This is a genomic window from Pseudomonas sp. 2hn, assembly GCF_019646095.1.
Classification (GTDB): Bacteria; Pseudomonadota; Gammaproteobacteria; order Pseudomonadales; family Pseudomonadaceae; genus Aquipseudomonas; species Aquipseudomonas peradeniyensis.
Window position 1 is genome coordinate 1,857,402 of record NZ_CP081016.1, and the last position, 22,402, is coordinate 1,879,803.

Below are 22,402 nucleotides of genomic sequence, written 5' to 3' on the forward strand. Positions count from 1 at the left end.
GCGTTTGGATTAGGGCGCTATGGTAACTCATCGCGGGGCCGTGGGAGCGGGCTGGCCCCGCGATGAGGCTACTTGGGATACAGCGGCGGCAGGCTACCTGCTTCGCCCGACGGCGCCAGCACCTGCTCGACCGGCGGAATCGCGCCGATCGCGCGCCACAGCTCGTCGCCGTGCCAGTACTGGCCACTCTCGCTGTACAGCGCGCCATTCAACCCGTCCAGCGCATCGGACAACGGCACGAAGCGCGCCGCCATCTCGGCCAGGGTTTCCGGCTGCTGCCGGGCCCAGGCGTCCAGCGCCTGGCGGGTGGCCTGCGGGTCGTTGGCCTGGCAGGCGCGCTTGAGGTCGTCGAGCAGCGTGCGCGGGCTCGGGCCGGTCTGTGCCGCGCGCAGCACCGCCGGTTGCGAGCGGGCCCGCCACCACAGGGTGAAGCCGAGCAGGGTGGTCAGGGCCAGGACCAGCGTGGCCAGCTGCCAGGGCCAGAGCGGGCCGGGGCTCAGGTTGCCGTCGCCGACGGGCGTGTCGGCGCTCAGCGCCGGGTTGTCCTGCACGTTCAGGGTGCGGGCCGGCAGGCTGCTGTGCTCCAGGTGGTCTTCGCGGGTGTTCCACCAGGTCACCTCCAGCGCCGGCAAGGCCAGGTCGCCAGCGTGGGTCGGCACCAGCGCCTCGCGTTCCTCGCGGTTGGCGACCATGCCGCGCTCGCCGATCTCGTTGCGTAGCAACGGCTGGTCGGGGTAGCGGCGCAGGCCGGTGACCTCGGTGGCCGGCAGTGGTGGCAACTGGGTGCTCGACAGGCCCTCGGCACGCACGGTGATGTTGCGCGTCAGCGAGTCGCCTATTTGTGTCGGTTGACGCTCCGGGTCGGGGTTCCAGTGCTCTTCCAGGGTCAGGCTGCGGGCCGGCAGCCAGGGGCGGTCGGCCGGGTAGCTGGCCGGGATCGGCTTGACCGTCAGGCGCAGCGGCAGCGAGCTGACCTGCACCTGGTGGCCGACCCGCGGCGTGCCGGCCGGCTGTTTGCCATTGTCGGCGGCGGTGGCGGTGAAGCGCAGCGGCGGCACTTCAAGGCTGCCGCTCTGTTGCGGATAGATCGCATAACGGGTCTCGATCACCCCGTGGCGCACGCCGTTGATGTCCTTCTCAAAGGTGCGCGACTCGCCCAGCGGGTCGACCTTGGCGTTTTCCAGCTGCAGCGGGCTGAGGCTGCTGTCGTCGTACAGCGCCACCGAATGGTAGATGCGCAGGGTCAGCACGGCCTGGGCCTGGACATAGACCTCGCTGCTGTCCAGGGTGGCCTCGACGAACACCTGCGCCGCCGCGTCCGGGCGCTGGCTGTCGGCTTGCTGTACCTGCAGTTCGATGGCCTGGCTGCGCGACTGGCCCAGTTGCAGCTCGGGGATGCGCAGGCTGCCGCTGCGCCGGGGCAGCAGGGTGATGATCCAGCGGGTGCTGGCGCGGGTCTCGCCGTCCAGGGTGTGCAGGCTGTTGAGCTGGCGCGTGCCGCGCACCTCGAAGTCGGGCTCGAGAGTGCGCAGGTCGGGCTTGCCGAACTGGGTGACGTCCTGGCTCTCGAGGGTGAGCTCCAGGGTTTCGCCGGCTTCCAGGCGCGTGCGGTCGACGCTGGCCTGCAGGATCGGTTCGGCCTGGGCCGCGAGGCTCCACAGCAGGCCTAGGAGAAAGACGCCGAGGCGACTCATCGTGGGGTTTCCTGATGCAATTGCTGTTCGTACCAGAATTTGCGCCGCAGCAGTTCCGCCGGATTGTCGGGGATCTCCCGCAGCCATTGCTCCAGGGCCTGGCGCTGCTCGGCGTCGAGGCTGGTGGAGAGCGGCCGCTGGGGCGGCTGGGTGAGGCTGTCGTCATCACCGCCGGCAGCGCCGGGTGGGGCCTGGGTGTTGCCCTGGCTGTCGCCGTTCTGCTGGCCTTGGGCCTGTTCGTCGCTGCCGGGCGTGCCTTGGGCCTGGCTGCTGGTCGAGCTGCTGTTGCCTTCGGTCTCGTTGCCGGGGGTGCCTTGGGCATCGGCGTTGTTCGGTTGTGTCTCGGCGCTGGCCTGGCGCTGTTGCAGCAGTTGCTGGACCAGGGCCTGGTTGTCCAGTGCCGCCTTCAGGTCGGGCTGGCGTTCCAGGGCCTGCTCATAGGCGTCCAGCGCTGCCTCCAGTTCGCCGGCGCGGGCCAGGGCGTTACCCCGATTGTAGTGGGCGGCCGCGGTGCCGGCCTGGGCGAAGGCGGCGGCGGCGCCTTCGAAATCGCCGGCCTGGTACAGGGCCATGCCGCGCCACTGGCTGTCCTCGAAGTGCCGTGCCGCCTCGGCCGGGCGTTGCCGCTCCAGCAGGCGCTGACCCTGCTGGTCGGGGCGCAGCCACAGGTCGTTGAACTCGAAGGCCTGGCTCGGTTGCGGCAAGGCCAGCAGCAGCGGCAGGCAGAACAGCCAGCCACGCCGGCCGGCGCAGGCGGCGAGCAGCAGCAGGGGCAGCAGCAGCCAGTAGCCCTGGTCGGCCCAGCTGTCCAGTTGCAGGGTCTGGCCATCGTTGTGCAGCAGCCGTGGGTTGTCGAACAGGCCCAGGCCGCGCAGGTCGAGGTCGTCGATGCGGGCGTGTCGGTAGCGTCCACCGGTCGAGCCGATGAAGCTCTTCAGCGAGGCGCTGTCCAGGCGCGGCAGGAGGATGCCGCCCTGGTCGTCTTTCAGGTACTCGCCATTGGCCTGGCGCACCGGCGCGCCTTCGCCGCTACCGACGCCCAGCATCAGCAGGCTCGGGCCCTGGCGCCCGAGGGCTTGGCGAATGCCTTCGCGCTCCGGCTCGCTCAATGACGAACCGATCAGCAGCAGCCGGCCCTGGCCGAGGCCGCTCTGGGCGAGCAGGGCCAGGCCCTTGTGCACGGCGAGGTCGGCGCGTTGGCCGGGCTGCGGCATGATCGACGGGTCGACGGCCTCGAGCAGGTTGCGCGTGGTGCCCAGGTCATCGGACAGCGGCACCAGGGTGTGGGCGGAGCCTGCGTAGACGATCAGCGCGGTCTGGCTGTCGCGGCGGTGCTCGAGCAGGTCGAGGATCTTGCGCCGGGCCTGTTCCAGGCGGTTCGGCGTGCTGTCCTCGGCGAGCATCTGCGGCGTCAGTTCGAGCAGGATCACCAGCGGGTCGGCCGGGCGTTGGCGGGTTTCCTCCAGACGCTGCCAGCTGGGTCCGAGCAAGGCCAGGACGATCAGCAGCCAGGCCAGGCCCAGGGCGATCCACGGCAGCTTGCTGGTGCTGCCGCTGCCGCCGCCGAGCAGGACCGCATGGAACGGCTGCGGCAGGATCAGCTGCCAGCGCCCGGCGCGTTTGCGCCGGTGCCAGAGCTTGAACAGCAGCCAGCCGAGCAGGGGCAGCACCAGCAGCCAGAGCGGGCGCAGCCATTGGGGCCAGAGTTCGATCATCGCCTCCTCCTCAGGCGCAGGCGCTTGAGGCGCTGGCGCCATTCCGGGTGGGGCTGCAGGAAGCGTGGCTTGCGCAGCAAGCGTTGCAGCAGGTTGTCCGGCCACTGCACGGCCACCACCAGCAGCACGCTGAGCAGCAGCGCCAGGGCCAGTGGCCAGGCGTACAACGCGTGGGCGGTGCGCGCCTGGGTCGGCTGCTGGGCCACCGGTTCCAGCTGGTCGAGGGTGTCGCCGATGGCGCCCAGCTCGGCGCCGTCGTGGGCGCGGAAGTAGGTGCCGTGGGTGATCTCGGCGATCTCCTTGAGCGAGGCTTCGTCCAGGTCCAGGCTCGGGTTCAGCCCGAGCAGGCCCGGCGTGCCGCTGGCCTCGGGGTTGGCGCCGATGCCGATGGTGTAGATGCGCACGCCTTCCTGGGCGGCCAGGCGTGCGGCGGTCAGCGGGTGGATCTGCCCGCCGTTGTTGGCGCCGTCGGTGATCAGGATCAGCACCCGGCTCTGCGCCGGGCGCTGGCGCAGGCGCTTGACCGCCAGGCCGATGGCGTCGCCTATGGCGGTGTTCTTGCCGGCGATGCCGATCTGCGCCTCGTCGAGGAAGGTGCGCACGGTGCGCCGGTCGAAGGTCAGCGGGGCCTGCAGGTAGGCCTGGCTGCCGAACAGGATCAGGCCGACGCGGTCGCCCTGGCGGTCCTGGAGAAAGTCGCCCATCAGCGCCTTGACCAGGTCCAGGCGGCTGATCTCGTCGTCCTTCCACTGCATGTCGGGGAAGTCCATGGACCCCGACACGTCCACCGCCACCAGCAGGTCGCGGCCACTGGCCGACACCGGCAGCGGATCGCCCAGCCACTGCGGGCGGGCGGCGGCCAGCAACAGCAGCAGCCAGATCAGGATGAACGGCGCCTGCTGGCGCCAGGTTGGCAGATTAAGCCGCGCGCGGCGCCCGGCCAGGCCTTCGAGTTCATCAAGGAAGCCTACCTTGAGCACCGGCTCACCGCTGTCGGCGGCAGGCAGCAACAGGCGCGCCAGCCAGGGCAGCGGCAACAGCAGGAAGATCCACGGCCAGGCCAGTTCAAACATGCTTGCGGATCCAGGTTTCGACCGCCTGGGCGAGCCCGGCGATGGCCTTGTCGTCGAGCTTGCACTCGGGCTTGTAGGTGCCTTCGACCAGCACCATCCAGCGGGTCAGGCCTGCGGCCGGGCAACGGTTGTCGAGAAACGCCAGCCATTTCCGGCCGCTGAGGGTGTGGCTGTTGGCGCCTGGGTACTGGTTGCGGCACAGGCGTTTGAGCAGGGCGTTGATCTGCTGCAGCCAAGCGCCGGCCGGCGCGCCGTCGTAGGGGCGCGGCAGGCGTGCCAGCTCGGCCAGGGCCTCGACGCGGATCGGGTCCAGCGGCAGTTCGGCGCGCACCACCTTGCGCTTGCCCGGGCGCCAGCGACGCAGGCGCCAGGCGCCCCAGCCGAGCAGCGGCAGCAGGGCCAGCAACAGCCACCAGCCGGGCGCGGGCGGCCACAGGCCGATGGCCGGCGGCGCGATCAGCGGCTGCAGCTGGTCCAGCGGATTCATCGGGCACTCCCGGGGCGCTGCGCGTTCAGGTACTCGCGCAGTTGCTCGATCATCTCACTCTGGGTGCTCAGCGGCATCAACACCACCCGCAGCTTCTGCGCCAGCAGTTCCCAGCGTTCGATGCGCGCTTCGGCCTGCTGGCGGTAGGCCTGGCGCAGGTTGGCATCCAGCGTGTCGAGTTCCAGTTGCGCGCCGCGCTGGGCGAAGCGCAGCAGGCCGGCGGCGGGCAGGGCATGGTCGAGCGGGTCGCTGACCGGCATCAGCAGCACGTCGCAATGCCGTGAGAGCATGGCCAGGTGCTGCTCGACGCCGGCACTGAGGGCGCGCTCGTCGCAGATGACGATGGCCAGGCTGCCCGGGCGCAGCACTTCGCGCGCCCGGCGCAGGGCCAGGCCCAGGCTGTCGGGCTGCGGCACGGCCTCGGTGTGCAGGGCCTGGTTGACCTTGGCCAGGCGATTGAGCAGTTGCAGCAGGCTCTGCTTGCTGCGCCGTGGCTTGATCTCGTGGGGCTCGCTGTCGCCGAACACCAGCCCGCCGATGCGGTCGTTGTGGCCCAGCGCCGCCCAGCCGAACAGGGCTGCGGCCTGCGCTGCCAGCACCGACTTGAACATCAGCCCGGAGCCGAAGAACAGCCGCTGGCTCTGCTCGACCATGATGAAGATCGGTCGCTCGCGCTCTTCGTGGAAGAGTTTGGTGTGCGGTTCCTGGGTGCGCGCGGTGACGCGCCAGTCGATGTTGCGCACATCGTCGCCGGCCTGATAGACCCGCACCTGGTCGAAGTCCACCCCGCGGCCACGCAGCTTGGAGTGGTGCAGGCCCACCAGCGGGCTGCGCTGGCCGGGCCGGGAGAACAGCTGGATCTCGCGCACGCGGTGGCGCATGTCGATCAGGTCGGCCAGGCCGATGCGGATGCCGGGTTCTGCCAGCTGCGTGGTGGGCATGGGTCAGGCGACGGCGACGACGTCGAGGATGCGCTGGACCACGCGGTCCTGGTCGACCCCGGCCGCCTCGGCCTCGAACGAGAGGATGATGCGGTGGCGCAGCACGTCGAACAGCACCGCCTGGATATCCTCGGGGCTGACGAAGTCGCGTCCGGCCAGCCAGGCGTGGGCGCGCGCGCAGCGGTCCAGGGCGATCGAGCCGCGGGGGCTGGCGCCGTAGGCGATCCAGTCGGCCAGCTCGCTGTCGAACTTGGCCGGGGTGCGGGTGGCCATGACCAGCTGCACCAGGTACTCCTCCACCGCATCGGCCATGTACAGGCCGAGGATTTCCTTGCGCGCGGCAAAGATCGCCTGCTGGCTGACCCGGCGCTCGGGCTTCACTTCGCCGCCCAGGGCTTCGCCGCGGGCCTGCAGGAGAATGCGCCGCTCGACGGTGGCATCCGGGAAACCGATCTTCACGTGCATCAGGAACCGGTCGAGCTGGGCCTCGGGCAGCGGGTAGGTGCCTTCCTGCTCGATCGGGTTCTGCGTGGCCATCACCAGGAACAGCGGCGACAGCTCGTAGGTGCTGCGCCCGACGCTGACCTGGCGCTCGGCCATGGCTTCGAGCAGCGCCGACTGCACCTTGGCCGGGGCGCGGTTGATTTCGTCGGCCAGCACCAGGTTGTGGAAGATCGGCCCTTGCTGGAATACGAAGCTGCCGGTTTCCGGGCGGTAGATCTCGGTGCCGGTGATGTCGGCCGGGAGCAGGTCGGGGGTGAACTGGATGCGATGGAATTGCGCCTCGATGCCTTCGGCGAGCTCCTTGATGGCCTTGGTCTTGGCCAGCCCCGGAGCGCCCTCGACCAGCATGTGGCCGTCGGCCAGGAGCACGATCAGCAGGCGCTCCACCAGTTTTTCCTGGCCGAGGATCTGGGAGGAGAGAAAGGTGCGCAGCGCGATCAGCGCTTCACGGTGTTCCATCGTTGGCGGTTCCTGGGGATGGGCCCTGGCGCGCTGTGAGCGGTGGCCGGGCGGGGGTGGATACTTTAATCCATCCGGGGGGGCGGGGACCAATGGCGGTTTGCAAAATTAGTGTAAAGCAGCGAACGGGGTCCGAAGATGTTGCGACCTGTTCGCCCGCAAGCCTGGACCGCTGATGAACCTTTCATGACAAAACTTCGGTAGCAAAGCGCCACCCCCGTCAAAGCCATGGATACCGACAAGGCATCTGGCCATCAGGCCGGTCGAGCCTTGGGGAACGGCCTGGGAGCGGGGCGATGGGGACTATGGAACGCTACACGAAGGTGGGAATGCAGGAGCTCGACCAGCGCTTGGCGAAGATCGTCGAGGCCGCGCGCAAGCAGCCGGTCTCGGTCTACCGCTACGGCGCGCCCTGGGTCTGGATCGTCTCCCAGGAAGACTGGCAGGGCGCGCTGCGCGAGGTGGCCAGTTGTGTGCCGCCCGGGCATTCGCTGGCGCAGCTGAAGCCGCGCATCGAGGCCTTGCTGGACGAGCACCGCCCTGCGCTGGCGCTGCTGGCCGAACAGCAGGGCATGATCATCGCCCCGCACACGCTGATGCACGTGCTGCTGCTGCAGCTGCTGTATTCGGTACCCAGTGAGAAACAGCTCTATGAGCAACTCAACTACAACCTGCTGTTCCGCTGGTTCGCCGGCCTGGAACTGAAGTCGCGGGTGTGGAACTTCAGCCTGTTCAGCCATGACCTCGGTGTGCTGCTGGGCAGCGCCATGGCCGTGTCGCTGCTGCAGCGCATGGTCGACGAGGTGCTCGGCGCAAGCTTGCAGGCGATGCCCGAGTTCAGCCTCAACCTGGCCCTGCTGCACAGCTGGCTGGCACGTCACCAAGGTCAGGCCGCGCCTGACGCAAACCACTAGAAACCCAACGAATTCCTGGCGCTCAAGGGGGCGGTGTGGAGCATTTTTTCTTCAAGCGATGCGCCATCGGCGCAGGGCTGCTGTCGTGCCTGCTGGCGCTCGAGGTGGTCGCGGACGAGGCGCAGCGCCGGGTCGAGATCAATGAATACGTGGTGCGCGGCAATACGGTGCTCGACGCCCAGGCCATCGAAGAGGCGGTCTATCCCTACCTGGGGCCGGACAAGACCCTGGCCGACCTCGAAGGCGCCCGCGAGGCCCTGCAGAAAAGCTACCAGGCCCGAGGCTACCAGTCGGTGTTCGTCGAGCTGCCCGAGCAGAAGGTCGAGGGCGGCGTGGTCTATCTGCAGGTGAGCGAAACCAAGGTCGGCCGCGTGCGGGTGGTGGGTGCCAAGCATTACTCGCCGCTGGAGATCCGTGAGCAGGTCCCGGCGCTGGAGGAGGGCAAGGTGCCCGACTTTGCCCAGGTGCAGGACGAACTGGCCACGCTCAACCGCACCCCGGGCCGGCAGGTCATGCCGCTGGTGCGTGAAGGCCAGCGGCCAGGCACCATGGACGTCGACCTGCAGGTCGAGGACAAGCAGCCCTGGAACCTGAGCCTGGGCCTGAACAACGACCACAGCGCCGATACCGAGAAGCTGCGCAGCGTCGTCAGCCTGGGCTACAACAATCTCTGGCAGGCCGGCCACAGCGTCTCGCTGACCTGGTTCACCGCGCCCCAGGACCGTGACAACGCCGAGGTCTGGTCCGGTTCCTACGCCGCGCCCCTCAACGAGCGCTGGACCGTGCAGTTCTCTGGCTACCACTCCGACAGCAACGTCGCCACGGTGGGCGGCACCAACGTTTTGGGCAAGGGCCATTCCTATGGCGTTTCGGCAATCTACAACCTGCCGGGCGTCGGTGCCTGGGCCAACGCCCTGTCGATCGGCGTGGACTTCAAGGACTTCGACGAGCAGGTCGGTCTGGGCGGCAGCAGCGACAAGGTCCCGCTCAAGTACGCCCCGATCACCCTGGGCTACACCGGCTACCGCCTCACCGAACAGGACCAGCTGAGCCTGGGCCTGAGCCTGGTGGCCGGTACCCGCAGCCTGCTGGGCTACGGCAGCGATGACGCCGAGTTCGACTACAAGCGCTATCGCGCCGATTCCAGCTTCGCCGCGCTCAAGGGCGACGGCAGCTACACCTTCGACTTCGCAGGCTCCTGGCAGAGCGCCTCGAAGCTGGCCTTCCAGCTGGCCTCGGGGCCGCTGGTGTCGAACGAGCAGTTCGCCGCGGGTGGCGCCACCTCGGTGCGCGGTTACCTGGCCGCCGAGCGCACCGGGGACGACGGCCTGCTGTTCTCCCAGGAGCTGCGCACCCCGTCCATCGGCCGCTACGTCGGCAGCTACATCAGCGACTGGCGCTTCTACCTGTTCGCCGAAGGCGCCCAACTGCGCCTGCAGGACGCGCTGCCCGAGCAGGACGACCGCTACAGCCTGGCCAGTGTCGGCGTCGGCACCCGCGCCACGCTCAATGACTGGCTGTCCGGCAGCGTCGACTGGGCCGTGCCGCTCAAGGATGGCCCCAACACCGACAAGAACGCTTCCCGTGTGCACTTCAGCGTGCAGGCGACTTTCTGAACTCACTGACCGGCATCGACCTGGAGACCTCTCATGCAACGCCTGATATTGACCTTGCTGCTGTGCCTGGGCTTCGCCCTGCCGGGCAGCGCCAGCGCCTGGTGGCAGGACGACTGGATGTACCGCAAGCAGATTGCCGTGGACACCACCCCCCAGGGCGCCGGCCTGACCCAGGCGCTGGGCCGCACCGCGCTGCTGGTACGCCTGCATACCGGCAACTTCAGCTTCGACGGCGTCAGCGAGACCGGCGCCGACATCCGCTTTGTCGGCGCCGATGACAAGACCGTCTTCAACCACCACGTCGAGCAGTTCGATCCGCTGATGGGCATGGCGCTGATCTGGGTGGACGTGCCTCGCATAGAGGCGGGCCAGCGCCAGGACCTGTGGATGTACTACGGCAACCCGAAAGCCCAGGCGCCTGTTGGCCAGCCCAGCTTCGACGCCGACTACACCGCGCTCTACCACTTCGACGGTGCCACCGCACGTGATGCCAGCCCCTATGGCAATCAGTTGCAAGGCCCGACGGTCAGCGTCGATGGAGTGATCGGCCGGGCCATCCAGCTCGGCGGCCAGGGCCTGCAACTGCCGGCCAGCGCCTCGCTGCAGCTGCCGGCAGGCGCGGCGTTCACCTTCAGCACCTGGTTGCGCCAGGACCAGGCGGTGGGCGAGCAGTTGCTGCTGGCCCGTCGCGAGGCCGGCCACAGCCTGCTGCTGGGCCTGGCCCAGGGCGTGCCGTTCGTCGAGGTCGACGGCCAGCGCGCCAGCGCCAACCAGGCCGTGAGCGCAGGCCAGTGGCAACACCTGGCCCTGCTGGGCGAGGGCGGCAACCTGAGCCTGTTGCTCGAAGGCCAGCCGGTGGCGCGCCTGGCCGCCAGCCTGGGGGCCTTCAGTGGTGCCATCGGCGTCGGCGGCGACCTGCCGGCGGCCGAAGGCGAGGCGGCCAGTCACTTCGCGCCGTTCGTCGGTGCCCTGGACGAACTGCGCCTGTCGCGCGTGGCCCGCAGCCAGGCCAGCCTGCAGGCCGACGTGCTGGCCCAGGGCGCCGAGTCGCGCCTGGTGGCGTATGGCGTCGACGAGGAACAGTCGGGCTTCGGTTTCGGCGGCCTGGGCTTCCTGCTCAAGGCGGTGCCGGTGGACGCCTGGGTGATCATCGCCATCCTGGTGCTGATGATGGTGCAGTCGTGGGTGATCATGCTGCGCAAGCAGCGCACCCTCAACCGCGTCACCGCCGCCAACACTCGCTTTCGCGAGCACTTCGCCACGGTCGGCACGCGTCTGGAGCAGTTCGCCGACGATCAGGACCTGCATAAGCGGCTGACCGACTCCTCGCTATGGCATCTGTACCTGGTGGCCGTGCAGGAGCTGCGCACCCGCCGCGCCCAGGGCGCCGACACCAGCTCAGTGTCCGCTGCCACCATCGAGGCCATCCGCTGCTCCATGGACGGCGTGCGCACCCGCGAGAACCAGGCGTTGTCGTCGAGGCTGTCGACGCTGTCCAACGCCATCGCCGGCGGCCCCTACATCGGCCTGCTGGGCACGGTGCTGGGGATCATGGTGGTGTTCCTCGGCACCGCCATGGCCGGCGACGTCAACATCAACGCTATCGCCCCGGGCATGGCCGCGGCGCTGCTGGCCACTGCCATGGGCCTGTTCGTCGCCATCCCCGCGCTGTTCGGCTACAACCGCCTGACCACGCGCAACCGCGAGGTCAGCGCCGACATGCGGGTGTTCGTCGACGAGTTCATCACCCGCCTGGCCGAGCTGCACGGCGAGGGCCAGGCCGGTGAAGCGGCGCAGCGTCCGGCCGGGCGTAGCGTCAACCCGTCGGTTCCGGCGTGAGGGCGCAGCCATGGCATCCGTGAACAACGCCCATGACGACGACGCCGACGCCGCGGTCGACAGCATCAACATCACCCCGTTGGTGGATGTGCTGATGGTGGTGCTGGTGATGTTCATCCTCACCGCCACCGCGCAGGTCTCCGGGATCCAGGTGCAGTTGCCCAAGGCCAGCGCCACGGTGTCGCTGGCCCAGCCCAAGACCAAGGCGATCTCGATCAACGACGCCGGCCAGGTGTTCCTCGACGCCTACCCGGTGACGCTGCAGGAGCTGGAGGACCGCCTGCGCAGCGAGAAGGCGCGCAACCCGGACTTCCCGCTGATCGTGCGCGGCGACGCGGGCGTGCAGTACCAGAAGGTGGTCGAGGTGCTCGACCTGCTGCGCCGTCTCGAACTGGCCCAGGTCGGGCTGGTCACCGGCAAGCCGAACCAGGGATGAGCGCAGGCATGGAACGTACAGCCAACCCCCGCCGCCTGCTGACCTGGGCCGTGCTCGCCGTTGCCGGCGCAGGCCTGGCCTGGCTGCTGTGGCAGTGGGCCAACGACATGGCCGGGGTGCGCCGCGAGGCGCCCAAGGTGCCGGCGATCATCCCGCTGCCACCACCTCCGCCGCCACCCCCGCCCGAGCCGCCCAAGGAGCCCGAGCCGCCGGTCGAGGAGAAGGTCGTCGAGCCGCAGCCGGTGCCCGAGGCCGAGGAGGTCAAGCCCGCCGAGGAGGCGCCCGACCCGGCCCAGGACCTGGCCGAGCCGATGCAGATGGACGGCGACGCGCAAGCGGGCGGCGACAGTTTCAACGTCGGCGCCGGCAAGGGCGGCGGCATGGCCGGTGGTGGTGGCGGGGGGCTGGGCAGTGGCAGCTACAGCCAGTACCTGGCCTACGCCTTCCAGCGCCTGCTGCGCGACAACCCCGAGCTGCGCAACCTGGTGTTCAACCTGCAGGCCGAGATCTGGCTCAGCGCCGCCGGCGAGATCACCCGTGTCGAGCTGCTGCGTGGCAGCGGCGAGCCAGAGGTGGACGCCCAGGTGCTCGCCGCCCTGCGCGGCGCCCGCGCCCTCGACCAGCGTCCGCCCGCCAACCTGACCTTGCCGGTGAAGATCGCCCTGCAGGGGCGCCGGCCATGAACAACGAAGCACGACTGACCCACAGGAGTTGCAAACCCATGAAGTGCCCAGTCAACCGATTGACCCTGGCGCTCGGCCTGCTGGCCGCCGCCACCGCGGTCGGTCCGACCGTCGTCCACGCCGCGCCGTCGGAGAACGCGACCGTCAACCTGATCCGCCTGCTGGTGGAGCAGGGCGTGCTCAAGCAGGACAAGGCCGACGCGCTGATCGCCCAGGCCGAACGCGAGGCCCAGCAGGCGCGGGTCGCCGCCAGCACCGCGCCGATCGTCGCCCAGGCCCCGGCCGCCAATGGCGAGGTGCGCGTGCAGTACGTGCCGGCCATCGTCCGCCAGCAGATCCGCGACGAGATCAAGGCCGAGGTGATGAACACTGCCAAGCAGGAAAACTGGGCCGCGCCCAACACCTTCCCCGACTGGGCCTCGCGCATCAGCTTCGACGGCGACCTGCGCCTGCGCTACGAGTCGCGCTCGTATGCCGACGGCAACAGCAACGAGATCGTCGATTTCGCCAGGCTCAACGAAAAGGGCCCTTACGACGTCAACCCCAACAGCAGCTCGAGCCTGCCGCCGCTGCTCAACACCCGCGAGGACCGCGACAGCCTCCTGCGCCTGCGGGCGCGCTTCGGCCTCAAGGCGCAGCTGGCGGACAACTGGGTGGCTGGCATCCGCGTCGCCACCGGCTCCAACAACAACCCGGTCTCGACCACCCAGAACCTCGGTGGCGGCTTCGGCAAGAAGGACATCTGGCTCGACCAGGGCTACGTCACCTGGACGCCCAGCGAGCGCCTGACGCTGACCGGCGGGCGTATCGCCAACCCGTTCATGTCCACCGACATCCTGTATTCCCACGACCTCAACTTCGATGGCGTGGCGGCGCTGTTCGACCAGCCGCTGGGCCGCGACCTCAGCCTGTTCGGCACCGTCGGCGCATTCCCCGTGCAGTACAGCGACGACAACGCCACAAGCAACGGCCTGGACAAGGAAGACAGTGACAACAAGTGGCTGTACGGCGCGCAGCTGGGCGCGAAATGGGCGCTCAACGACCACAACCGGCTCAAGGGCGCGATGGCCTACTACCGCTTCGATGACATCGCCGGCGAGCGCTCCAGCCCCTGCGCCCCGTGGGACGGCCAGCCGGCCTGCGACAGCGATGAAAGCCGGCCGACCTTCATGCAGAAGGGCAACACCGTGTTCCTGCTACGCGACATCACGCCGAACCCGGCTAACCCGGCGGCCACGCCGCAGCCGCAGTTCGTCGGCATTGCCTCGGAATTCGAGCTGCTCGACCTGAACCTGGTGTGGGACGCCGACCTGCCCCATGACTTCAAGCTGCGCAGCCAGGCCAACTACATCCACAACCTGGCCTACGACGAGGGCGACATGCGCAAGCGCTCGGCCGGGCAGTTGGCCAACAACGTCGACGAGAACGGCAACATCAAGAGTGGCGGCGACGCCTGGATGTTCCAGTTCACCCTGGGCAACGCCCTGGACATGCGCAAGGCCGGCGACTGGAACCTGTTCGCCGGTTACAAGCGCATCGAACCCGACGCGCTGCCGGACGGCTTCAACGACTCGAGCTTCCACCTCGGCGGCACCAACGCCAAGGGTTATTTCCTCGGTGGCAACTACGGCCTGGCCGACAACGTCTACGCTACAGCACGTTGGTTGAGCAGCGAGGCGGTCTACGGCGCGCCGTTTGACATCGATGTGCTACAACTTGAAGTCAACACGCGGTTCTAGGGAAGGAGCACGGGCATGAACAAGGGAGCTTATCGCCGCCGCTGCGCCTGGTTGATGCTGGCCCTGGGCGCAAGCCTGGCGGCCTCGGCGTCGGCCGAGACCCTCGAGGAACGCCTGCGCACCCAGCTGCGCAGCACCACGCAACAGCTGCAGGCCCTGCAGAGCGAGCAGGCCCAGGCCAGCGCCGCCCGCCAGGCGGCCGAGCAGCAGCGCGACGCGGCCCTTGGCCAGGTGCGCGAACTGACCGCGCAACTGGCCAAGGCCCGTGGCCAGAGCGAGCAACTGGCCGGCCAGCAACAGGCCGTGCACAGCCAGGCCCAGGCGCTGGTGGCCAGCAGCAACGAACAACTGCACAAGTACAAGCAGGCCTATGACGAGCTGCTGGCGATGGCGCGCACCAAGGAAAGCGAACGCGCCACCCTGCAGGCGCAGCTGGGCGAACGTGATGGCCAGGTGCAGCAATGCCAGGCCCGCAACCAGCAGATGTACGGGGTGGCCAAGGAGATGCTGGCCGCCTACGAGAAGGTCGATATCGCCGATGTCATGAAGATGCGCCAGCCTTTTGCCGGTGGCGCCCGGGTCAAGTTCGAGGAGCTGGCCCAGGCTTACGGCGACAAGCTCTACGAAAGCCAGTTCGACGCCCCCAAGGGCGTGACCCAGTGATGTTTTCTCAACGCAAGGAAGTAAGCACATGACCGAAGTCACCCTGATCGAAACCGTTAGCGCCGACTCCCTGACCCAGCTGCTGCAGGATGCCGGCTGCCGGGTCAACCGCACCGAGCAGAACGCCGTGGTGCAGTTGCTCAGCGCCAGCCAGGGCGTGGGTTATGCCGTTCGTTTCGGCAACCGGGCCGCAGGCAAGGAGGGCGAATTCCTCGACTTCACCTTCAGCTGTGCCCTGCGTATCCAGGGCGAGCTGCCGGCGGGCCTGGCCGAGCACTGGAATGCCAGCCGGCGCTTCGCCCGCCTGTCGGTGCAGGGCGAGTTCCTGGTGATGGAGCAGGACGTGGTGGTCGCCGACGGCGTCAGCCAGCAACACCTGCTGGGCAGCCTGGTGCTGTGGGACCGGCTGCTGCAGGAGCTGATCGTCTATCTGCGTGACTACAGCCGTAATGTGGCCGACCAGCAGAACGCCCAGGTCGCCCACGACGAAGAGCGCGCCTCGTGACGGCGCGCACTTTCTGGGCCGGCGCCGGCGCGCTGGCCATTGTCGCGGTGGCGGTCGCCCTGGCCTTGCGCCCGGGCGACGAGCCGGTGGCGGCGGCGCGTCCGGCGTCGCCCGCCGCCCTGGCGGCCGCCGACAACGGCCCGGTACTGGCGCGCCTGGGCGAGCAGCAGGTCGGCAGCGGCGAGCTCAAGGCGCTGTTCGCCCAGTTGCCCGAAGAGGCCCGCGCCAGCCTGCGCGGCGACCGCCCGGCACTGGAGGCCTGGATCCGCGCTCGCCTGGCGGAAAAGGCCCTGTACCAGCAGGCCGAGGCCCAGGGCTGGTTGCAGCGCCCGGAAATCCAGGTGCAGACCCGCGCGGCCACCGAGCAGATCGTCCTGCGCGACTACCTGAACTCGGTGAGCAAGGTGCCCGACGACTATCCCGGCGAGGCGGAGCTCAAGCAGGCCTATGAGGCAGGCAAGGCCGGGTTGCAGTTGCCGGTGCGCTACCGCCTGAGCCAGATCTTCCTGCGGGTGGAGAACCCCAGGGACGACGAGGCCGTGCGCAAGCAGGCCCAGGCACTGGCCAAGCAGGCCCAGGCCGCCGATGCCGACTTTGCCGCACTGGCCCGCGAGCGCTCCCAGGATGCCGGCACGGCCGCAGGCGGCGGCGACACCGGCCTGCAAGCGCTGGCGCAGTTGTTGCCAGAGGTGCGCGGGGTGGTGCCCAAGCTCAAGGTGGGCACGGTCAGCGAACCGGTGCAGAGTGCGGCGGGCTATCACATCATCAAGCTGGTCGAGCAACAGCCCGCCCGGGCGGCGACCTTCGAGGAGGTGGCGCCACGCCTGCGCGAGTTGCTGCGTGCCCAGCGCCAGGAGCAGGTGGCCAAGGCCTATGTCGAGGGCATGTTCGACACCGCCACCCTGAGTATCGATGGCGCGGCGCTGAACCAGGTGCTGGAGAGCAGCAGCCGCTAGTCGCCAACAACCATGGAAGAACCGGGCCTGCCCAGGCGGGCCCGCGGGAGGCGAGGAATGCCGATCGATCTGCCCCGGGAGCGAGCCCCGGATACCGCCGTGCCTGTCGTTCGTCCCCAGGTGCCGCTGGCCCTGGACGAACAGACCCTGAACTGTTTCCTGGTCACCGCGCGCTGTGGCTGCTTCATGCAGGCGGCGCGGCGGCTCAACCTCAAGCCGGTGGCCTTGCGCAAACGCCTGGCGGCGCTGGAAGCGCGCCTGGGCTACAGCCTGTTCGTCAACCGCAACAACAACCCGGTGCTCAGCCAGCAGGGCGAGCGCCTGCTGCAGATACTCCAGGCGCGCGAGCCGGTCGTGCCGCTGCCACGAGAGCAAAGCGCCAGCGTGCGCCTGGCCGTGGCCGAACCGCTGCTGCAGGACCTGCTGGGTCGCAACCTGATCAACTTCGTGCGCCAGCATGCCGGCATGCGCCTGGAGGTGGCCACCCTCGACGGTCGCCAGGTACCCGAACAGGTCGCCGATGTCGCCCTGTGGTTGGGCGACGCCAGCCACGGTGCCCGCGCCGGCAGCTTTGCCGGTGCCGCCCCCGAGGCCCTGGCCAGCCTCGAGTACCTGCCGCATATCGCCAAGCGCTACGCCCGCGAGGCCAATCGACCGACCCGCCTGGCGGACCTGCAGGACTACATGCTGGTGCAGTGGCAGGGTGAGGCAGGTGTGCAGGCGCTGATGCCCTGGCAGGCGTTGCTGCGGACCCGTTCGGCCGGGGTGACGCAGATCGAGGATTACGAAATGTACTGCCAGCTGATCAAGTGCAGCGCCAGTGTCGGCTTGCTGCCGCACTATGCGACGCACCTGGACCGCGGGTTGCTGGCCCTGCCGGGCCTGTTCCGCGAACCGATGCGGCGGCGGGTGTGGCTGGCGGTCAATGGGCAGACCGAGGACGATCCACTGGTGCAGGTGATGGTCGGGGCGATCCGGGCGGCGTTCGAGGAGCGCCGCGAGTGGTTCGCCAGCCTGTAGGCGGGCGGCTTATCCCGCCTTGCGCAGCGTGAGGTTGATCCGCCGCTCGCCCATGCGCGGGTGCACGCCCGGCTTGATCGGCAATACGCCATGAAAGCGCAGGCGGTCCTCGCCGCCCCAGACGAGCACATCGCCGTGGCTCAGCGGGATGTGCCGGGGGCGGTCCGAGCGTTGCAGCCCGCCGAACAGAAATACTGCAGGCAAGCCCAGCGAAATCGAGACGATCGGTTGCCCGTAGTCCTGTTCGTCGCGGTCCTGGTGCAGGCTCAGGCGGGTACCGGGCAGGTAGTGGTTGACCAGGCAGGCATCGGCCACGAAGCCATCGAAGCCGGCTTGCGCGGCGGCGCGGGTGGCCAGGTCGACCAGCAGCGGGGGCAGGGCGGGCCAGGGTTTTGCGCTGACCGGGTCGATGGGGGTGTAGCGGTAGCCATTCTCGTCGCTGACCCAGCCCAGCGCGCCACAGTTGGTCAGGGCCACGGCCATGCGCAGGCCGCCGGGGGTGTGCATGTGACGAAACGGTGCCGCGCGCAGCACGGGGCGCAGGGCGTCGAGCAGGGCTTCGAGTTCGGGCAGGGCGAAGCCGGGCAGCAGCAGGGTATGGCGCGCCAGGCGCTGGGGGTGGGGGTCGAAGAGATCGAGGCTGGACTGGATCATGTCTGGAGGCTGCTGCCTGGGGAGGGGGCCATTATACCCTCCCGAGGCAGCAGTTGGCGGTGGTCCACCTGGGAAATCCTGGCCAATGCCCGGGATTGTCCTCTTCGCGGGTACTACGCCAACGTGTAGGAGCGGCCTTGTGCCGCGAAAGGGCTGCAAAGCAGCCCCAGGATGTCAGCACCGACGCAGAAATTGCCGGGGCCGCTATGCGGCCCTTTCGCGGCACAAGGCCGCTCCTACAGGTTGGCGTAGTACCTGTGGGAGCGGGTTTACCCGTCTGTCGCCAGGTCAGTTCTTCGACTTCGAATGCCGCCAGCCCTGGTCAAAGAAGGCAAACACCACCACCAGCACCCCGGCCACCGCCAGGATCAAGGCTACGCCATCCGTGGAATGAGTCGCCGACCCGGCAACCAGCGCCAGCCCGCCCAGCGGTGCCAGGCCACCGGCCACGGCGGTGCCGACCTCGCGGCCGGTGCCGAACCCCGACGAACGGGTCTGGGTCGGGAACTGGCGGCTGAGGAACGAGCCCTGCGGGGCGAACATCATCGGCGCCAGGATCCCGGTGCCCACGGCGATGGCCAGGTAGATCATCATCGGCTCGCCGGTCGACAGCAGTTGCAGGAACGGGAAGGCGAACAGCGCCGACAACAGCCCGCCGAGCATCAGCACGGTCTTGCTGCTCCACTTGTCGCACAGCCAGCCGAAGAACGGCACGGCAAAGATCGCCACCAGGCTGGCCAGGGTCACCGACAGCGAGGTGACATGGGCCTCGACGCCCTTGAACTGGGTCAGGTAGGCCAGCGAGAAGGTCTTGAAGATGTAGCTCAGGGCGTTGTAGCCCACGGCCACGAAGAACACCACCGCCAGGCCCTTGAGGTCATTCCTGAACAGCAGCTTGAGCGGCGACACCTGCGGCTTGTCGTCGGCCTTGTCCAGTTCCTTGAAGTCCGGGGTCTCGGGGATGCTCTTGCGCACCCACAGGCCCACCGCCACCAGGGCGATGCTGGCGATGAACGGGATGCGCCAGCCACCGGCCAGCAGGAACTCGTTGCCGTTCATGGTCAGCAGGTACACGGTCAGCGACGACAGCAGCAGGCCCAGGTTCAGCCCCAGCGCCGGCCAGGCGCCCTGGCTGCCGCGCTTGCCTTCGCTGGCGTGCTCGTAGGAGGTCACCGCCGCGCCGGACAGTTCGGCGCCGGCGCCCAGGCCCTGGATGATGCGGATGATCACCAGCAGGATCGGTGCCCAGATGCCGATGGTGGCGTAGCCGGGGATCAGGCCGATCAGCATGGTGCACAGGCCCATCATGCAGAAGGTGATCACCAGTACGTGCTTGCGTCCGAAGCGGTCGCCCAGATAGCCGAACAGCACGCCGCCGAAGGGGCGGGCGATAAAACCGATGGCGAAGGTGGAGAACGCCAGCAGCGAGGCCACCGCCGGGTTGCTCGGGTCGAAGAAGATCTTCGAGAAGACGATCGCCGCCATGGTGGCGTAGAGGTAGAAGTCGTACCACTCCAGCATCGAGCCGAAGATGGTCGCCGCCGCTACCTTGCGCAGGCGCTTGCGTTGCTGTTCGGGGGTTTCGCTCGCGGCCAGGGCCGTCTCGTGTACCGACATGGGGGGTTTCCTTGTTGTCTTTGTAATTGTGGATGCAACGGGTGGATCAGCGGGCCTGGAGAATCTTCTCGGCGATCATCTGGCCGATGGGGATGGCCGAGGTGGCGGCGGGCGATGGCGCATTGCACACATGCACCATGCGTGGCGTCTCGGCGAACAGGAAGTCGTGCACCAGGGTGCCGTCGCGCATCACCGCCTGGGCGCGGATGCCGGCTTCATAGGGCAGCAGGTCCTCGACTTCGAGGGACGGGCAATACTTGCGGCACTGCTCCAGATAGCCGCGCTTGAACAGCGAGTTCTTCATCTCGGTGGTGCCGGAGCCGAGGTTGTTCCAGATGGTTTTCCAGAAACCCGGGAAGCGGGCGTACTCGGCGACATCGCGCCAGTTCACCGAGAACTTGCGGTAGTTCTCCCGGCCGAAACCGAGCACCGCGTTGGGCCCTACGGTGACGCTGCCGTCGATCATCCGCGTCAGGTGCACGCCGAGGAACGGCAGCTCCGGGTCGGGAATCGGATAGATCAGGTGGTTGACGATCTGGTTCTTGCTCGCCGGCAGGCGGTAGTACTCGCCGCGGAAGGGGATGATCTGATGGTCGATCTTCACGCCTGCCAGACGGGCCAGGCGGTCGGACTGCAGGCCGGCACAGGCCACCAGCTGGCGGGCGCGCCAGGCATCGCCGTCGGCGCTGATCGCGACATGATCGGCATGTTCCTGGATGGCGCGCACAGTGGTGGACAGGCGCAGTTCGCCGCCGGCCTGGCGGATCACCCTGGCCATGGCGTCGCACACCTGCTGGTAGTCGACGATGCCGGTGGCATCGAGGAACAACGCGCCCTTGCCGACGATGTTCGGTTCCCGCTCGCGCAGGACACCGGCATCCAGGCGCTCGACCTTCAGGCCATTCTGCTGGGAGCGCTCGTACAGCGCCTGCATGCGCTGCACCTCCAGGTCGTTGGAGGCCACCAGCAGCTTGCCGCAGACCTCGAAGGCGATGCCGTGCGCGCTGCAGAAGTCCTTGGTGGCCTGGGCGCCGCGCTTGCACAGGTCGGCCTTGAGGCTGCCGGGCGCATAGTAGATGCCGGCATGGATCACGCCGCTGTTGTGGCCGGTCTGGTGGCGGCCGAGGCTGGCCTCTTTTTCCAGGATCAGCAGCGAAGCGCCGGGGCGTTGTTCGAGCAGGGCCATCGCGGTGGCGAGGCCGACGATGCCACCACCGATGATGCAGTAGTCGTAGGTCATGCAGGGTACCTTGGTATTCTTGTCGGTGAATCTGCTTATCAGGTTGTCAGACTAAGTGGTGCGCGTGAAAGCCTCGCCAGGCCGATGGGGTTCTCCGGGGTCAGTCGAGATCGGGAAGGTCGAGTTTCAGGCGCTTGGCCGAAGCGCGCAGGTGGGCTTCGGCGCAGCCGGCCGCCGCCTGGCGGTCGCCGTCGGCGATGGCCTGGTACAGCGCCCGGTGCTCGCGCAGGGCATCGGCCGAGCCGCCCACCGCCGGGGTGGCGGAGTTTTCCCAGGCGGTGCGGCGCGCGGCGGCCAACTGGCCGCCGAGGAAATCGTGGAAGGCGACGAAGTAGTCGTTCTTGCTGGCTTCGGCGATGGCGCGGTGGAAGGCCACGTCGGCGGCCGAGGCCGTGGCGAAGTCGCTGCGCGGGTCTTCCATGGTGCCCAGGGCGCTGGCCATGCGCGCGAGGTCGTCGGCGTCGCGGCGGCGGGCGGCGATGGCGGCGGCCTGGGTCTCGATCCACAGGCGCATCTCGAACATCTGCACCAGGTCCGGCTTGCGCCCCTGGCTGCCGGGGAAGCGGAACACCGTGCCGCTGGGCGTCTGCGAGATGTACGAGCCGAGCCCGCGGCGGGCGATCAGCACCCCGTCGGCCTTGAGCTGCGCCACGGCCTCGCGCACCACCGAGCGGCTGACATTGAGCTGTTCAGCCAGTTGCTGTTCGGTGGGCAGGCGCGATTCGGCGGCCAGGCGGCCGGAATCGATCTCGGCGCGGATGGCACTGACGACCCGTTCGACGAGGGTGTCGGGGCGCTGGAGCTGGAGCATGGACAGAGGTTTCTTGTTGGTCAGGTTGTCAGACAATGCCTGCTCTGATGGCCAGCTGTCAATGCTGCCAGTGTTTCTGTAGGGGATCGGAGCTGCGCTGTAAGTATCCGGCGTGGGAGCGGGCTTGCCCCGCGATGGGGTGTATGGCACCGGCTTCGCCGGTGATCGCGGGTCAAGCCCGCTCCCACGCTGTCCTGGTCAAGTCAGAAAATTACGTTTTGTTCGTAAGAGGGCGATGCGCCGGGCTCAGAGCTCGGACACGAACGTCCCGGTCCCGTCGAGGATATTGCGCAAGGTCAGCGCCACTTCATCCAGGTCGGTTCCGGCGCTGGTCAGGATGATCTCCAGTTCCTCATCCCCCTTCAGCGCATCACGATCCCCAGCCGCCACCTCGATCAGCAGCCGCTGCGCGCTCAGGGTCACCTTCAGCCCGTCCAGGGTCGACGGCTCGTCATCCAGGGTCAGGTCGACGGTGTCCTCGTCCGGGTAACGGGTCAGCAGGAACATCTGGCCCTTGTCGCTGTGGCAGCACAGGGTCGCCATGTTGTCTTCCTCATCGTCACAGGGGGTGGCGAAGAGCAGGGCGGTTTTCAGTTGCATGGGCGGCTCGGGTCAATGGCAAGGGAAAGGAATTCTGACAGCCTTGGCGGCCGCGATAAACGTAAAGTTACCGCGCATTGACCGAAATTGTCGCAGCGCTGCAAGCCGTAGTGACCGTTCAGTCGTTAAGCTCCCCAGTCGGTGGACATGACGCTCGTGTCCAACGCCTGGTTTTACCGTCCGGCTTGCCGCGGGTTGGCTATCGTTGATCCGTACACGGCGGACGTACGCGACGC

Annotated in this window: 20 protein-coding genes and 1 pseudogene; 10 read left to right on the forward strand and 11 right to left on the reverse strand. The window is 68.4% G+C overall.

The window, feature by feature from the left end; genetic code table 11:
- Positions 1 to 68: 68 nt before the first annotated feature.
- Genes K2O50_RS08515 through K2O50_RS08540 form a run of 6 tightly spaced genes read right to left on the reverse strand, consistent with a single transcriptional unit; the run spans position 69 to position 6,873 of the window.
- Entirely contained in the window at positions 69 to 1,694 is a 1,626-nt protein-coding gene (locus K2O50_RS08515; protein ID WP_220689990.1) for a BatD family protein, read from the reverse strand.
- Positions 1,691 to 3,409 carry a tetratricopeptide repeat protein gene (locus tag K2O50_RS08520; protein WP_050706546.1) on the reverse strand — a complete coding sequence of 573 codons (1,719 nt, stop codon included), beginning with the start codon at positions 3,407 to 3,409 and terminating at the stop codon, positions 1,691 to 1,693. The genes K2O50_RS08515 and K2O50_RS08520 overlap by 4 nt, the downstream gene beginning before the upstream one ends.
- Positions 3,406 to 4,482, reverse strand: coding sequence for a VWA domain-containing protein (locus K2O50_RS08525; protein ID WP_050706545.1), 1,077 nt, complete (start codon positions 4,480 to 4,482; stop codon positions 3,406 to 3,408). Before K2O50_RS08525 ends, K2O50_RS08520 begins: the two co-directional genes overlap by 4 nt.
- Positions 4,475 to 4,969 (reverse strand): DUF4381 domain-containing protein, encoded by a 495-nt coding sequence (locus K2O50_RS08530; RefSeq protein ID WP_050706544.1) that lies wholly within the window; start codon positions 4,967 to 4,969, stop codon positions 4,475 to 4,477. The genes K2O50_RS08525 and K2O50_RS08530 overlap by 8 nt, the downstream gene beginning before the upstream one ends.
- On the reverse strand, positions 4,966 to 5,910 hold the full coding sequence (locus K2O50_RS08535) for a DUF58 domain-containing protein (RefSeq protein WP_050706543.1): 945 nt from the start codon (positions 5,908 to 5,910) through the stop codon (positions 4,966 to 4,968). The genes K2O50_RS08530 and K2O50_RS08535 overlap by 4 nt, the downstream gene beginning before the upstream one ends.
- Positions 5,911 to 5,913: 3 nt before the next feature.
- On the reverse strand, positions 5,914 to 6,873 hold the full coding sequence (locus K2O50_RS08540; RefSeq protein WP_050706542.1) for a MoxR family ATPase: 960 nt from the start codon (positions 6,871 to 6,873) through the stop codon (positions 5,914 to 5,916).
- Between the two features lie 599 nt (positions 6,874 to 7,472).
- Here K2O50_RS08540 and K2O50_RS26875 point away from each other — a divergent pair.
- The 10 genes and pseudogenes from K2O50_RS26875 to K2O50_RS08590 form a co-directional block, all read left to right on the forward strand.
- Positions 7,473 to 7,572: pseudogene (locus tag K2O50_RS26875) on the forward strand (transposase); the annotation flags it as partial.
- A 292-nt stretch (positions 7,573 to 7,864) separates the two neighbouring features.
- On the forward strand, positions 7,865 to 9,403 hold the full coding sequence (locus K2O50_RS08550; protein ID WP_276554494.1) for a ShlB/FhaC/HecB family hemolysin secretion/activation protein: 1,539 nt from the start codon (positions 7,865 to 7,867) through the stop codon (positions 9,401 to 9,403).
- A 33-nt stretch (positions 9,404 to 9,436) separates the two neighbouring features.
- Entirely contained in the window at positions 9,437 to 11,242 is a 1,806-nt protein-coding gene (locus K2O50_RS08555; protein ID WP_050707631.1) for a DUF2341 domain-containing protein, read from the forward strand.
- Between the two features lie 10 nt (positions 11,243 to 11,252).
- On the forward strand, positions 11,253 to 11,678 hold the full coding sequence (locus K2O50_RS08560) for a biopolymer transporter ExbD (protein ID WP_050707632.1): 426 nt from the start codon (positions 11,253 to 11,255) through the stop codon (positions 11,676 to 11,678).
- 8 nt (positions 11,679 to 11,686) lie between these two features.
- The gene (locus K2O50_RS08565) at positions 11,687 to 12,361 is read left to right on the forward strand and encodes an energy transducer TonB (protein ID WP_259470170.1); all 675 of its coding nucleotides are present in this window, start codon (positions 11,687 to 11,689) and stop codon (positions 12,359 to 12,361) included.
- Positions 12,362 to 12,399: 38 nt separating this feature from the next.
- On the forward strand, positions 12,400 to 14,100 hold the full coding sequence (locus K2O50_RS08570) for a putative porin (protein WP_050705812.1): 1,701 nt from the start codon (positions 12,400 to 12,402) through the stop codon (positions 14,098 to 14,100).
- Between the two features lie 15 nt (positions 14,101 to 14,115).
- Positions 14,116 to 14,763, forward strand: coding sequence for a hypothetical protein (locus K2O50_RS08575; protein ID WP_050705811.1), 648 nt, complete (start codon positions 14,116 to 14,118; stop codon positions 14,761 to 14,763).
- A gap of 28 nt (positions 14,764 to 14,791) precedes the next feature.
- The gene (locus tag K2O50_RS08580; protein ID WP_050705810.1) at positions 14,792 to 15,268 is read left to right on the forward strand and encodes a YbjN domain-containing protein; all 477 of its coding nucleotides are present in this window, start codon (positions 14,792 to 14,794) and stop codon (positions 15,266 to 15,268) included.
- Positions 15,265 to 16,224 carry a peptidylprolyl isomerase gene (locus K2O50_RS08585; RefSeq protein ID WP_050705809.1) on the forward strand — a complete coding sequence of 320 codons (960 nt, stop codon included), beginning with the start codon at positions 15,265 to 15,267 and terminating at the stop codon, positions 16,222 to 16,224. The genes K2O50_RS08580 and K2O50_RS08585 overlap by 4 nt, the downstream gene beginning before the upstream one ends.
- Positions 16,225 to 16,281: 57 nt before the next feature.
- Positions 16,282 to 17,244: a LysR family transcriptional regulator gene (locus tag K2O50_RS08590; protein ID WP_050705808.1), complete on the forward strand. Its 963-nt coding sequence runs from the start codon at positions 16,282 to 16,284 to the stop codon at positions 17,242 to 17,244.
- 9 nt (positions 17,245 to 17,253) lie between these two features.
- On the opposite strand, the gene alkB is transcribed toward K2O50_RS08590, so the two are convergent.
- From alkB to K2O50_RS08615, 5 genes are all read right to left on the reverse strand, one after another.
- The gene (gene alkB / locus K2O50_RS08595; protein ID WP_198744761.1) at positions 17,254 to 17,898 is read right to left on the reverse strand and encodes a DNA oxidative demethylase AlkB; all 645 of its coding nucleotides are present in this window, start codon (positions 17,896 to 17,898) and stop codon (positions 17,254 to 17,256) included.
- A 288-nt stretch (positions 17,899 to 18,186) separates the two neighbouring features.
- Complete coding sequence (locus K2O50_RS08600; protein ID WP_050704750.1) at positions 18,187 to 19,515, reverse strand: MFS transporter; 1,329 nt, start codon at positions 19,513 to 19,515, stop codon at positions 18,187 to 18,189.
- 46 nt (positions 19,516 to 19,561) lie between these two features.
- Positions 19,562 to 20,755 carry an L-2-hydroxyglutarate oxidase gene (gene lhgO, locus K2O50_RS08605; RefSeq protein ID WP_050704751.1) on the reverse strand — a complete coding sequence of 398 codons (1,194 nt, stop codon included), beginning with the start codon at positions 20,753 to 20,755 and terminating at the stop codon, positions 19,562 to 19,564.
- 100 nt (positions 20,756 to 20,855) lie between these two features.
- Entirely contained in the window at positions 20,856 to 21,566 is a 711-nt protein-coding gene (locus tag K2O50_RS08610) for a FadR/GntR family transcriptional regulator (protein WP_050704752.1), read from the reverse strand.
- A 246-nt stretch (positions 21,567 to 21,812) separates the two neighbouring features.
- Positions 21,813 to 22,166, reverse strand: a complete 354-nt coding sequence (locus tag K2O50_RS08615) for a hypothetical protein (protein WP_050704753.1) — start codon at positions 22,164 to 22,166, stop codon at positions 21,813 to 21,815.
- Between the last annotated feature and the right edge of the window lie 236 nt (positions 22,167 to 22,402).